The sequence below is a fragment of the Methylomonas sp. DH-1 genome, assembly GCF_046097555.1.
GTDB classification, from domain to species: domain Bacteria; phylum Pseudomonadota; class Gammaproteobacteria; order Methylococcales; family Methylomonadaceae; genus Methylomonas; species Methylomonas koyamae.
Genome location: NZ_CP143089.1, coordinates 2,724,660 through 2,738,913 on the forward strand (window position 1 = coordinate 2,724,660; position 14,254 = coordinate 2,738,913).

The following is a 14,254-nucleotide window of genomic DNA, read 5'->3' on the forward strand; positions in this document are numbered from 1 at the left end:
CGACCATTCTCCAATGCTTAAATTAAGTTCAATGCCTGCGGCCAAATGTGCCGCTAAAACCAGCCGCGGCGTTTGAACGCCACCTCGCGGCCTTCGATAACGAACAAGCGGCCGATGAAGCGTTGCCAGGCATCTTGATCGATGCGCGGCGCCGGCAGCTCCAACTCGGCCAAGCGGCGTTGGGTTTTCGCTTGACCGATCTCCAAACGGCGTTTGTCCGGCGCGCCGCGGTCGGTATCCCAATAAAACAGGTAGGGCGCAAACGGCAGCGGCGTTTCGGTGGAAGCCTGTTTGACCCGGTCCACCCATTGGTCGGCGCGGAGGCGTTTCAGGCCGACGCTGCCGGCCACGTGGCGCGCCAGCAGCTTGCTCCAGTCGAACGCCTCGTCGCCCATCAAGTGGAACACTTCGCCGCCGCCGGGTTGGCCGGCCAGCGCGATAATCGACCGCGCCGCGTAATCCACCGGCACGGCTTTTTCCACCAGCGGATAATCCGGGTAGGCCCCGATTTGGATGCAGGTGCGCAGATACAAAGCAATAAAATCGTCGGCCCGGCCGGCGCCGCTGCGGCTGTCCACCGCGACCCGGCCCAGGCGGAAGATCTGGATCGGCAAGCCCATGCGCCCTGCCTTTCTGACCGCCGCTTCCGCTACCCATTTGCTGGCGTTGTAGCCCTCGATATCGGTAAAGCCTTCGCCGGACAAATCGGTGTCTTCGTCGACTTTGCGGCGGCCGCCGATCTCGGTATTGAACACGCCGCCGGTCGAGACGTAGGCGAAACGTTTCAGCCGGTTGTAGGCGGCCAATTCCAACAGCGCCTTGGTCGAGCCGACGTTGGCCGCGGCCAGTTGGCCGTAGCGCAACACGTGGTTCAGATGCGAGCCGTTGTGCATAATCAGGTCGATCTCGGACGCCAGGTAGTCGCGCACCTCGCCGCTCAGGCCGAGGTTGGGCTTGGCCAAATCGCCGACCACCACCTTGATCCGCGGCGCATAACCGTCCCACCACAAGCCGTATTCCTCCAGATTGGCGCGGATGCGGCGCAAACCGTCTTCCGCCGAATCGGCCCGCACCAGGCAATGCACCGTGGCGCCGGGCCAGCGTTCCAGCATTTGTTCCAGCAGATAGGCGCCGACGAAACCGGTAACGCCGGTCAGCAATACGTTTTGCATCATGCCGCCGGACGGCGGCAACGGCGTCGGCAACGCGATGGCCGACTCGGCCTCCAAATCCACCGGCCGCGGCGGCAAATTCAGCTCGATTTCCGCCGCGTCGGCTGACAACTCCGATCCGGCCGCGTCCAGATAGGCGGCCATGCTGCGCACGGTCGGCGCTACGAAGAAGTCTTTCAGCGGCATCGAACGCCCGCTCTCCTCCCGCACCCGCGCCATCAGCCGGGTCGCACTCAGCGAGTGGCCGCCCAGCGCGAAAAAGTCGTCGGTGGCGCCGACCGTATCGACGCCGAGGATTTCCTGCCACAGCTCGACCAACCAGCGTTCGCGCTCGTTGGCTGCCGGTTCGCAAACGCCGCCGCCGGCGTCGGTCTCGGCCGGCAGAGGCAGCGCGCGCCGGTCGATCTTGGCGTTGGCCGTCATCGGCCAGGCGTCCAGCACGATCACCGCCATCGGCACCATGAACTGCGGCAAGTTCTGTTTCAGCCGCGCCATCAGCTCGGCCGACAAACCTTCCGCCGCATCGGCCAGCACGTAGCCGACCACTTGCAAGTTGCCGGGAGCGATTTCGCGCGCCAATACCAGCGCATCGCGGACCTGGGCATGCTCCATCAGCCGGGCTTCGATTTCGCCCAGCTCGATGCGGAAACCGCGGATTTTGATCTGGTTGTCGATGCGGCCGAGGAATTCTATGCTGCCGTCCGCCAGCCAGCGCACCAAGTCGCCGCTGCGGTACAAGCGCTCGCCGCTGTCCGGCCGGAACGGATGGGCGATGAATTTTTCGCTATTCAATTCGGGCCGGTTTAGGTAGCCGCGGCAGACACCGCCGCCGCCGATGCACAATTCGCCCGGCACGCCGAGCGGCACCGGCCGCTGCTTGGCGTCGAGGATGAACAACTCGGTATTGGCCACGGCATGGCCCAAGCTTAATTTGGCATCGCCCGGCCGATAATCGGCGGCCATGCAAATCACGGTGGTTTCGGTCGGGCCATAGGCGTTGAAAAAGCGCCGGTTCGGGCTCCAGGCCTCGGCCAACGCCTGCTGGTAAGCCTCGCCGCCGACCAGCATATGGTCGAGGCAAGCCAATTTCGCCGGATCGAGATAGGCCAACAGCGACGGCGGCAGTAAAGCATGGCTGGTCGCGGCGGCGGCGATAAAGTCGGCCAAGCGCTCCGGGCTTTTGATCACATCGTCGGCCGCCATGCACAAACAGCCGCCGTTGGCCAAGGCCACGGCCCACTCCCAGACCGAGGCGTCGAAGCTGAACGAGGCAAATTGCAACATGCGGCTACCGCCGCGAAACGCGAAGCGTTGCGCCAACGCCGCACTGACCAGCGCCAGGTTGCGGTGCTCGATCAACGTCCCCTTGGGGCGGCCGGTGGAGCCGGAGGTATAGATGATGTAAGCCAGTTGCTGCGGCAGTATCGCGGCAACGTCCGGTTCCTCGACCGATTCGCCGGCAATCGCCTGTTGCAGATAGGCGCCGTCCAAAGCCAGCACCCGAATGCCGGCCGGCAACGAGATACGTTCCGCCAGATGGCTATGGCCCAGCAACCAGCGGCAGCCGGAATCTTCCAGCATGAATTGCTGGCGGTCCGCCGGGTAGTTCGGGTCCAGCGGCACATAGGCGGCGCCGGATTTCAACACCGCCAGAATCGCCACGATCCAGTCGGGGCTGCGCTCCAGGCATAGGCCGACCCGCAGTTCGCTGCCGGCGCCCAGGCGGATTAAATAATGCGCCAAGCGATTGGCGCGCCGGTTCAACTCGGCGTAACTGATAGCGCTGTCCTGGAACAGAACCGCTGGGGCTTCCGGCCGGTCGCGGACTTGTTCCAGCCACATGTCCGGAAACAGGCGTTGCGCCAAATCGAGCTGCGGCCCTTTGCCCAATGCCAGCATTTCCGCCGCACCGCGTTGGTCCAACAGCTCGTAATCGGCCAAAGCCCGGTCGGGATCGGCCACCAGTTGCGGCAACAGCACCGCGAACGATTGCGCCAGGCGTTCTACGGTTTCCGGGCGGAACAGCGCGCGGCTGAATTCCCATTGCCCGCTGAGGCCATCCTGCTCGTTGAACACCACGTACAAATCCCAGCGCGCAATCCAATCGCCGCTGTCGACCAGCGACATGTCCTCGTAAGCGCTACTCAAGGCAAAGCAGACCTGGAAGAACGGGTTGTAGGCCGCGCTGCGGGCCGGCTTCAATTCGTCGACCAGCATTTCGAACGGCAGGTCCTGATGCTCGTAAGCGCCGTGCGCGGCTTGTTTCACCGCCGCCAACAGGTCGTTGAAACTGGTGCCGGCCTCTATTCTGGCCCGGATCGGCAAGGTATTGACGAAGAAGCCGATCACCGGCTCCACCTCTTCGTGGTGGCGGTTGGCGATCGGCGTGCCCAGCACGAAATCGTCCTGGCCCGACCAGTGGTACAACAGCAACTCGAAGGCCGCCATCAGCGCCATGAACAAGGTCGCGCCCTGCGATTCGGCCAGCGCTTTCAAGCCCTGCGCCAGTTCCGGCGCATAGCGGTCGCGGACCATGCCGCCCTGCCAGGACAATTGCGCCGGGCGCGGAAAGTCGTAAGGCAGGCTGATGCTATGCACTGCGCCGTCCAGTTCGCGGCGCCAGTAGGCCAACTGCCGCTCGCGGATTTCGCCGCGCAAAAACTCGCGCTGCCACAGAGCGTAGTCGGCATATTGCACGGCCAGCTCCGGCAGATCGGGCTCGCCGCCGTTACGGAACGCGGCATAGGCGGTGCGCAACTCGCGCACGAAAATATCGGTGGACCAGCCGTCGGTGACGATGTGGTGCAAGGTCGCCAGCAGTACGGCGCTGTCGCGACCGAGCAGCAGCCGGTACCGGACCGGCGGCGCTGCCGCCAAATCGAACGGCGTACGCGCTTCCGCGGTGGCGATCTCGGCCATGCGCTGCTCCAGCTCGGCCTCCGCCAGCGCCGTCAAATCGTCTACGGCCAGCGCCGGCACGAAGTCGGCCAAAATCTCCTGGCGCGGTTCGCCGGCGGCGGCCGGGAAGCGGGTGCGCAAGGACTCGTGGCGGCCGGTCAGCCAGACCAACGCCTGCCGCATCGCCTCGACCGCGACCGGTTCGGCGAAGGCCACCGAATTCGGCACGTGGTAGGCCGGGTTGCCCGGTTCGAATTCCTGCACGAACCAAAGCCGGCTCTGGGCGTAGGACAGCGGCAACGGCTCGGGCCGTTCCTTACGGGACAAGGCCGGATAGGACGCCGCGCCGCCGGCTTGCCGGTTGCGAATCAGTGCCGCCTGGCCAGCGACGGTCGGATGTTGGAACAACTCGGACAAACCCAGCTTGACCTCGAACAGCTTCGGAATCCTCGAAAAAACCTGGGTGATGGTCAGCGAATGGCCGCCCAAGGCAAAGAAATTGTCGTTGACGCCGATGTCGTCGCGGCCCAGCACTTTTTGCCAGATGCCGAGCAAGGCCTCCTCCACCGCGTCGGCCGGGGCCTGCATCGGCCCGGCCTGCACCGCATCGGCCTCGTCCGGCGCCGGCAGCGCCGAGCGGTCGGCCTTGCCGTTGGCGTTCAACGGCATCGCCGCCAGCAGCACGAAGACGCTGGGCACCATGTAATCGGGCAGCCGTTGCGCCAGATATTCGCGCAAGCCGGCACGGAATTCGGCCGCTTCCGCCGCGCCCGCCGCCGGCACCAAGTAACTCACCAATTGTTGCCGCTCGCCGCCGCCGACCACGGTCACGGCGTCCTGCACGTCGGCGTGGCCGCGCAGTACCGTATCGATTTCCTCCAGCTCGATCCGGTAACCGCGCAGCTTGACTTGAAAATCGACCCGGCCCTTGACGACGATGCTGCCGTCCTCGCGGAAATAGCCCAAATCGCCGGTGCGGTACAGGCGTTCGCCGGCAATTTCCGGCTGCGGATGCGGAATGAATTGGCTGGCGGTCAGGCCCGGATTGTTCAGGTAACCGACGCCGAGCGAGGCGCCGCCTATCATGACCTCGCCGGCGATGCCGGCCGGCAACGGATTGTTAAAGCGGTCCAATACCAGCATGCGCACGTTGGGCAGGTTTTTGCCGACCGTGACCGGCCACTGCGGCTGCTCTAACTCCTCGCGGCTGAAACGGTGGGTGGTGCACAAATCGGTGCATTCGGTCGGACCGTAGGTGTTGACCAGTTCGCAGCGGCTATGCTCCGACAACAGCCACGGCGCCAGCCTGGCTTTATTGACCGGCTCGCCGCCCAGCAGCAGATAACGTAGCGACGCCAAGTCGCGGTAGTCGATATCGTCGCCTTCGACCAGTGCGTAAGCCATGCTGGGCGTGCAGTTGATCCAGGTGATGCCCTGCCCGGCCACAGTTTGCCGGACGTATTCCGGATCGAAATGGTCGCCGACGGCAAGATGCAATTCGCCGCCGGTCAGCAACGCGCCCCAGACGTTTTTCTGCGCCAAATCGAAGGTAATTTTGTTAATCAACAGGCATTTGTCGGCGCTGCCGAAACCGAATTCGCGGTTCCACCACAAGATGAAATTGATGAAACTGTCGTGGTAGACGCCGGCGGCTTTGGGCTTGCCGGTGGAACCGGAGGTATGGATCACGTAAAACAGGCGGCGGGTGTCGATAGCCACGGCCGGCGCGGTGTCCGCTTGTCCGGCCCAGTCGGCGCCGCTGCGGTCCAGATCGATAATCTGCAAGCCGTCCGCCGCCAACCCGTCGCCGCGGCCACGGTGGCTCAACAGCAAACCGAAGCTCAGATCTTGCAACATGCCGGCCAGCCGCGCGTCGGGCGCCTTCGGATCCAGCGGCGCGTAAGCGTTGCCGGTTTTGACCACGGCCAGTATCGCAATAATCAGTTCGACGGACGGCTCCAGCAACAGCGCGATTTGGCCGCCGGCGACGGCGCCGCGCGCTAGCAGAAAATGGGCCAGACAATTGGCGCGCCGATCCAATTCGGCATAATTCAAGCGCTCGGCGCCGACCACCAGCGCGGTGCGCTCGGGGTGCTGCGCCGCCTGCTCAGCGAACAGCGCGGCCAAATCCCGTTCGCGCGGAAAATCGGCGGCGGTGGCATTCCAGGCCGCCTGGCGCAGGCGCTCGGCTGCGTTCATCGCACTGAGCGTGGCCAACGGCCGCTCGGCGTCCAGCATCATTTCGTCCAACACGGTTTGCCAATGGTCGAGCAAGCGCTCGACCACGGCCGGCGCATAGCGGCGCGGATCGAACATGGCGCGTACGTTCATCTCCCCCACCGGTTCGACCACCAGCGTCAAGTCATAGTTGGTTTTTTGCGCCACGGTCACGTCCGGCAACTGCACTTGGCTGGACTGCGGAAACGATTCCACGGCCAGCATCGAATCGAACAACGGCAACCCCGCTCCAATCGGGCTCCAGGCCTGGATCTCGACCAACGGGCTGTGTTCGTAATTGCGCAAGGCCAGCAAACCGTCCTGCAACTCGCGCAACCAGGCCGCCACCGGCTGGCCGGGGCGGATACGCAGCCGTAACGGCAGCGTGTTAATGAACAGGCCGACCATATTCTGCGAGTGTTCCAGTTCCGGCGGCCGGCCGGATACGGTGCAGCCGAACACGACGTCGTCTTCGCCGCTGTACAAGGCCAGCAAGTAGCCGTAGGCGCCTTGAATCACGCTATTCGGCGTCAAGCGCGCGGCGCGGGCGAATTCGCGCAGGCGCTCCGCCCGCGCCTGGCCCAACGCCCGGCGAACCACGGCGTAGTCACAGTCCGGCTCGGCGTCCGGATTGCCCTCGACCAGACCGAGCGGCGTTGGCGCGGCAAAGCCGGCCAGATAGGAACGCCAGAAGGTTTCCGCCGCAGTCCGGTCCTGTTGCCCCAGCCAGCGCAAGTAATTTTTATACGGCGCACTGGCCGGCAGCGCCGGCTCGCGGCCGTCCGCCAATGCCATATACGCTTGCAGGGCCTGGTCCAGCACGATAAAAGCGGACCAACCGTCGAGCAGAATGTGGTGGTAGGTCCACAGCAACACGCTCTGTTCCGCACCAGTGCGAATCACTTGCAGCCGCAACAGCGGCGCCTTGGCCAAATCGAACGGCTGTTTGGCGTCGGCGGCGCGCAGGGCTTGCAGCCGTTGCTCGCGTTCCGCTTCGGCCAGATCCGACCAATCCGTTTCCCGAACCTGGATTTCGGCTTGGCGTTGCACCACTTGCACCGGTTTTTCCAGGCCTTCCCAGAAAAATCCGCTGCGCAGGATGTCGTGGTGGGCAATCACCCGATTCCAGGCTTGCTGCCACAGATCGGCGTCGACGCCGAACGGCACGGTTTGGCTGAACTGTTCGACGTACACCCCCGACTCGGGGCTGCTCAAGGAATGAAACAGCATGCCTTCCTGGATCGGAGTCAGCTTGTAAATGTCGGCGATGTTGGCGCGATCGATGGTCATGGTTCTGTTAACTCGTTATTCGATGGTTTGGAACAAGGTATCGAAGTCTTCTTCGGACAAACCGGCGTCGCCGAAGTCGGCGGCGGTAAAGCCCCGGCCCTGGGCTTGCTCGGCCGCCGCCAGGTAGGCGATTACGGTCCGCTCCAGCGCCGCCGCCAAGCGCGGCAGTTGCTCGGCCTGCTCGGCATCGGCGGCCAGCCGCAACAGCAAGCCGTCCGGCGCCAGACAGGCACTGACCGAAAACGCCTCGCCGGCGGCGAGCGCGGCATCCGGCTCGAACCGGCCGCAGCCGTAGTCTCCGAGCCAGGTGAAGCGCAGCGCCGGCCGTTGCACCAGCTCGGCCGCTACTCGCTCGAAACCGAAACCGGCGTCGGGCTCGGCCTTGCGTGCGGCTTTGGCCTGGGTCATCGCCGCCAGCGCATCGGCGTCACCTGCCAGGCAGAGCGGAACGCCGTAGCGCATCACCGCGCCGGAGTCGTCGCCGATCCGGGTTTGCACGTAACGCAAGACTAGCGGCGCCGAACCGAAGCATTCGCCGACGCTGGCCGCCAAGGCCGCCAGCAGCAGGTCCTCGGCGTCCAGATTCAAGGCGGCGCGCAAGCGTTGCAGACCCTGGAGTTGGCCGGCGTCGATGCGGACATCGGCCGCGGCGGCACAGACCCCGCTCGCTGCCAGGCTTAAGGATTGCTCCAGCAGCGCGGCAAAGGCGGCCGCATCGGCTGGGCCGCCGCGCTCGCCGGACGCAGCGGCCAGATCGGCGGCGGCAGCCGGGCGCCAGGGTTTCAGCGGCGCCGCAGCGGCCGCACCGGACAAACGCGCGTTCAGCGCGGCGCCGATTCGGCCCAACCCGGCGGCATCCAAACCTAGCGCCGGCCGGGCTTGCAACACCAGCGCACAACCGTCGGCCAGTACCCGGAACGCCGCCCGGCTCTCGGTTGCGGCCGCCGCGCCGGGCGCCAGGATTTCGACGGCTGCCGCTTGCGCCCAATACGGCGCATCGCCGGCAGTCTCGATCCGGGCTTTGACCAACGGATAGTCCGCCGCGACGGCTGCCAATGCCGCGGCCAAATCGGTGCTGGCCAGCGCATCGGCCAGTTCCAGATGCAAGCTGTCCCAGCCCGGACCGGCCGCCAGCAATTCGCGCTGGCCGAAGGTCAGCCAAGCCGGTTCGGCTAGCGCATCCGCCGCGTCGCCGATGGCCGCCGCCAACGCGGCGACGGTCTGATGTTCGAACAATTGGTTGGGTTTGACGGTCAGGCCGAAACGCTTGGCTTGCGACACGACCTGTATCCCCATCACCGAATCGACGCCCATGTCGAAGAAATTGTCGTGAATGCCGACCGGCTCGATGCCCAATACCCCTTCCATGATGCCGACCAGGATTTCCTCGGTGGGATTGGTCGGCGGGGCAACATCGGCGTCCTCGCGCTGCAGCTTCGGCTTGCCGCCCTGCACGCCGGCTTCGTCGGCGGCGCGTTGCGCCTGCATCCGGCTAAGCAAGGCATCCAGCGGCTGCGGGCTGATCACCCATTGCGGCGATCCGGCGCTGGCCAAGGCGCGTTGGAAAATCTCCAAGCCTTCGGCGGTGGATAGGCTGTCGTCTTCGGCGTGGCTGTCGCCGGCCGCAGCCGGCGGCGCGGCAAAGGCGCCGGCCGGGACTCTTTTCAACGTGAACTCGTCGATTTGCGCCAGACGCCGGCCCGACATGTCGTACAAGGCAATGTCGAAACCGAGCGATTCGCGGTCGCCGCTCAGGCCGCGGAAACAGACGTGGCTGAGAAACTCGGCCGGCAACGGCGCGGCTATCGTCAGCCGGCCGTAACCGAACGGCAGGTATTCGCCGTCGATGTCCAAATCCAGCCGCCGCAACAGATGGCCGGTGATCGGGCCGCTGGCCATATCCAGCAGGCTGGGATGCAAAACGAACTGTTGCAGGTCGCCAACGAAGGCCTCCGGCAACTGCAATTTGCCCAGCAAATGGTCGCCGCCGCAGCGGATTTCGCGCAGCGCCTGCCAGCGCGGCCCCAGGCTCAAAAAGCCGGAATCGTCCTGCACCGCCTGCGGCCGGCCGTCGCTGAAATCCAACAGTTCGCCGTCGCAACTGGCCGCCAATGCCTGCGGATCGATCCGGGCCACCGCCAGTTCGGCGGCGTAAATGTCGCCGGCCAACAGCGGCGCCTTGACTCCGGCTTCGCGGGTATAGACCTCGAAACCGTAGCCGCCGCCGGGCAACGCGTTAAAGTCGCAATGCACTTCGGCCATGTCCGCTGCCGGCACCATCAACGGCCGGTAGAAATACAGATTGTCTATCGCCAACTGCTCGGCGCCGCGGTAATCCTGGAACGCCGCCCGCACCATTTCCACCAGGCCGGTACCGGGCATCGTCGCGACACCTTCGATCCGGTGTTCGATCAGCGCCCAGTGGTCGGGCTCGCGCAACCAGGCCGTGTAAGCGGCATGTTGCGCCGATTTTTCCCGGCAGGAATGCAAATACGGATGCGCCAAGGTCTTGCCGGCCGGTAGCGGCGGCAATTCGTGGCGGGCGTACAGGCCGGCGTCGACCGCCATGCCGGTTTCGCGCCAGCCGCCGAAATTCAACGACACGACCTTGCCGGCGCCGAAACCGGCGCGGGCGTAGGCGTCCAACACGTTATTGGCGGCGGAATAATCGACCTGGCCGATACCGCCGATCACGGCGAACAAAGACGAGAACAACACGACGAAACCGGGCTCGGCGTCGGCGGCGCGGAAGGCCCGCTCCAAAGCCAAAATGCCGCGCACCTTGGGCCGCAACACGGTTTCGGCTGCGGCGCGGGTTTTCAATTGCATCAGGCCGCCGCCGGCGACTCCGGCAGAATGCACCACACCGGCAATCCGGCCGTAGTTTTGCACTAGCTCGGCGACCAATTCGGCCATGCGCTCGGCATCGACCACGTCGCCCCGGCATATTTCGACTTCGGCGCCGCGGGCTTCTATCGCCATCAGTTTGCGGATGCGCTCGGCAGTACGGTCCTGCGCCTCGTGTTCGGCCAGCCAACGCGGCCATTCGGCTTTGGCCGGCAGGCCGGAACGGCCGAGCAGCACGATATGTTTGGCGCCGCGAGCGGCCATGTAGTCGGCTACGGCCAGGCCCAAACCGCCCAGGCCGCCGGTGACCAGATAGGCGCCTTCGGCCTTGAAATCCAGAGCCGCCGCTTCGATCCGGGTCGGTTCGTAATGCGCGGCCCAGCGGTAACCGTGGCGGCAGGCGACGAAATGGTCGGCCGGCGCCAACAGCGGTTTGGTCTCGCGGCGCAATTGCGCCAATTCGCTCAAGGCGCAATCGGCGATGGCGTCGGCATCGTTCAGATCGTCCGGGCAAAAATCCAGATTGCGGCTGCGGAATTTGCGGTATTCGTGGCCCAGGCACAAATGCACGCCCAGCAACGCCGCCTTCAACGGATTCAGCGGCTCGCCCGGCAGCACGTCGTGGATTTCGCTGGACAGCGTCAGCAACGGCAGGTTGCGTTCGCCGGCCTCGGCCGAGAACTGCTGCGCCAGAAACACCAGACTGTGAAAACTGCGTTCCAGCCAATCGTCTTCGTTGTCCAAGCCGGCGGTTGAGCGCGGCGTCGCGCACAGTGCATGCACGATTGCGGTCGGCTGGGCCTGATCCAAAGCGGCCGCCAACCGTTCGAAGTCGGCGCCGGCGCCGATGTCCAAACTGAAGCCTTTATCGGCATCGTCGGCAAAGCCGGCGCCGGGCGCGACGATTAACGCGCTGCCGCCGGCGGCCTCGATGCGCTGCGCCAAAGCCCGGCTCAAGCCGTTGCGCTCGGCCAGGATCAACACCCGCTCGCCGGACCAATCGCCGCAGTCCGGCAAACGGCCGGGCTGGCGTTTCCACGACGGCGCATAAAACCATTGCGCCGGATCGGCCAGGCGTTGCGCCGGGTTTTCGCTGCCGGCGTCGCCGGCTTTAGGCGGCTCCAGCCAGTGGCGTTCGCGGGCGAACGGATAGGTGGGCAGCGAGATGCGCCGGCCTTGGTTGTCGCTATCCACCCGTTCCCAATCCAGTTCCAAACCGGCCGCCCACAAATCGGCCAACGCTTGGCGCAACACCAGCGCGTCGGCTTTGGCCTCCTTGGGATGGCGCACGGTTTGTACCACCGCCGCCGCCGATTTGGCGGCATTGATCGCATGGCGGGCAAAGGTGCTCAACACGTTGCCGGGGCCGATTTCGATGAAATAGCTGCAGCCGCCGGCCAACAGAGTTTCCATGCCCTGGCGGAAGCGGACGCAACCGAGCAAATGCTTGGCCCAGTAATCGGGATCGACCGCGTCGGCGGCGGCCATCCAGCCGCCGGTCAGATTCGACACGTAGGGCCGGCTCGGCGCTTTCGGTGCCGCCCGGCGCACCGCGGCGGTAAAGTCGGCGATCATCGGTTGCATCATCGCCGAATGGAAGGCATGCGAGGTCATTAGCGGCCGGCAGCCGACGCCGGCCGCTTCCAGCTTTTCCCGCACTGCGGCAATCGCTGCGTGCGGGCCGGACAATACGCAGGCGTTGGGGCTGTTGACGGCGGCCAGACTGACCTCGCCGCCGACATAGGCCGCCGCGGCCGCTTCGTCCAGCGACACCGACAGCATCGCCCCGGACGGCATGGCCTGCATCAACGCCCCGCGCAAGGCCACCAGACCCAAGACCGCATCCAAATCGAACACGTCGGCCAGGCAAGCCGCGACATATTCGCCCAGGCTATGGCCGATCATCGCGTCCGGCTCGATGCCGAGCGCCTGCATTTGTTTGGCCAGCGCGTATTCGAAGGCGAACAGCATCGGCTGCGCCAGGCGGGTCTGGCCCAGGCGCTCGGCCAGCGCCGCATCGTTAGCGTCGGCGGCCAATACGAACTCGCGCAAATCCAGCCCCAAGTGGCCGTGCAGTTTGTCGCAGCAGTCGTCGAACACCTGGCGGAACACCGGCAGATTTTGGTACAGCCCGCGTCCCATCGCCAGATACTGGCTGCCCTGGCCGGTAAACAGGAATACCTTCTTGGCGTCGGCCGGCAACGCCTTGGCCTTGCTCGGATTGTCGCGAATCGCGGCCAGCCCTTGCTGCAACGCGGCCAGATTGTCGGCGGCGACGGCGGCGCGGACCGGGAAGGCTTTGCGGCCCTCTTGCAGCGTAAAGGCTACGTCGTCCAGGTCGGCGCCGGGTTCGCGCCGCAGAAAATTGTCCAGATTGTCGGCGGCCCGGCTCAAGGCCTTGGCCGATTTGGCCGACAGCACGAAGGTGCGCAATTTGGCGCCGGATTGGGTAACCGGCTGCGGCGGCGCCTGTTCCATGATGGCATGGGCGTTGGTGCCGCCGATGCCGAACGAACTGACCGCGGCGTAACGGGTATCGGCGCAGTCCCAAGCGCGCAAGCTGTCGTTGACGAAGAACGGGCTGTTTTCGAAATCGATGCGCGGATTGGGGGTAGCGAAATGCAGGCTGGGCGGGATGGTGCGGTGCCACAGCGCCAATGCGGTCTTGATCACCGCGGCGACGCCGGCCACCGGCGCCAAGTGGCCGACATTGGTTTTCAGCGAGCCCAGCGCGCAATAACCGGTGCGCTCGGTATGCTTGCGCCAGGCCCGCGCCAGTGCGGTGATTTCGATCGGATCGCCCAGCGGGGTCGAGGTGCCGTGGGCTTCGACGTAACCGATTTGCTCGGGATCGACGCCGGCGTCGGCCAAGGCCCGCTCGATCACGTGCATTTGGCCGTCGATGCCGGGCGCGGTGTAACCGGCCTTGAAGGCGCCGTCGTTGGTGACGGCGGTACCGCGGATCACCGCGTAAATCCGGTCGTGGTCGGCCACCGCGTCTTCCAGCCGCTTCAACACGACGATACCGACCCCGCCTTCGCTGAACACGGTGCCTTCGGCGTTGGCGTCGAAGGTGCGCAACAGGCCGTCCGGCGACGCCATGCTGCCTTCCTGGTATTGGTAGCCCAGGCCGCCGGGTACGGTCGCCAACGCGCCGCCGGCCAGCGCCGAGTCGCATTCGCCGGCGCGCAAGGCCCGGCAGGCCAGGTGGATCGCGACCAACGAGGTCGAACAGGCGGTTTGCACCGTGATCGACGGTCCGGTCAGGTTCAGCTTGTAGGCGGTGCGGTTGGTGATGTAATCCGGTTCGTTGCCGATGCCGGCGATCAAGTCCTTGGACGAGGCGAACATGATGTCCCGGTTCGGGAAGATGTTATTGAAGAAATAACGCGACAACGCGGTGCCGGCATAGACGCCGACCGTGCCGGGACAGTCGTCCGGGATGTAACCGGCGTCTTCCAGCGCCGCCCAGGCGCACTCCAGGAACAAGCGCTGCTGCGGATCGAGCAGCTCGGCTTCGGCCGGGGTATAGCCGAAGAAGCCGGCGTCGAATTTGTCGACGTCGTCCAGGTAATAACCGGCGGCGACCCAGGAGCCGCCCGCCACTTGCTTGCGCACGTAGGGAATGGAGGCGACGTCGTGGGCGGCGATCCCCTGCTGCACTTCGTCCTGAGTGTAATGCCGCAACGCGTCGCGGCCGGCGACCAGATTGTCCCAGAATTCGCTGACCGAATTCGCTCCCGGAAAGCGGCCGGCAAGGCCGATGATGGCAATGGCGCCCGTGTTAGCTTGATTCGCTTGCATGTGCTTTGCTTCCGTTGTCTATGTTT

2 protein-coding genes are annotated in these 14,254 nt (G+C 65.2%); both read right to left on the reverse strand.

The features are described from left to right. Nucleotides 1–53: 53 nt before the first annotated feature. On the reverse strand, nucleotides 54–7,577 hold the full coding sequence (locus VXJ35_RS12440; protein WP_064021804.1) for an amino acid adenylation domain-containing protein: 7,524 nt from the start codon (nucleotides 7,575–7,577) through the stop codon (nucleotides 54–56). Between the two features lie 15 nt (nucleotides 7,578–7,592). Then, nucleotides 7,593–14,228 carry a type I polyketide synthase gene (locus VXJ35_RS12445; RefSeq protein ID WP_064021805.1) on the reverse strand — a complete coding sequence of 2,212 codons (6,636 nt, stop codon included), beginning with the start codon at nucleotides 14,226–14,228 and terminating at the stop codon, nucleotides 7,593–7,595. Nucleotides 14,229–14,254 lie beyond the last annotated feature (26 nt).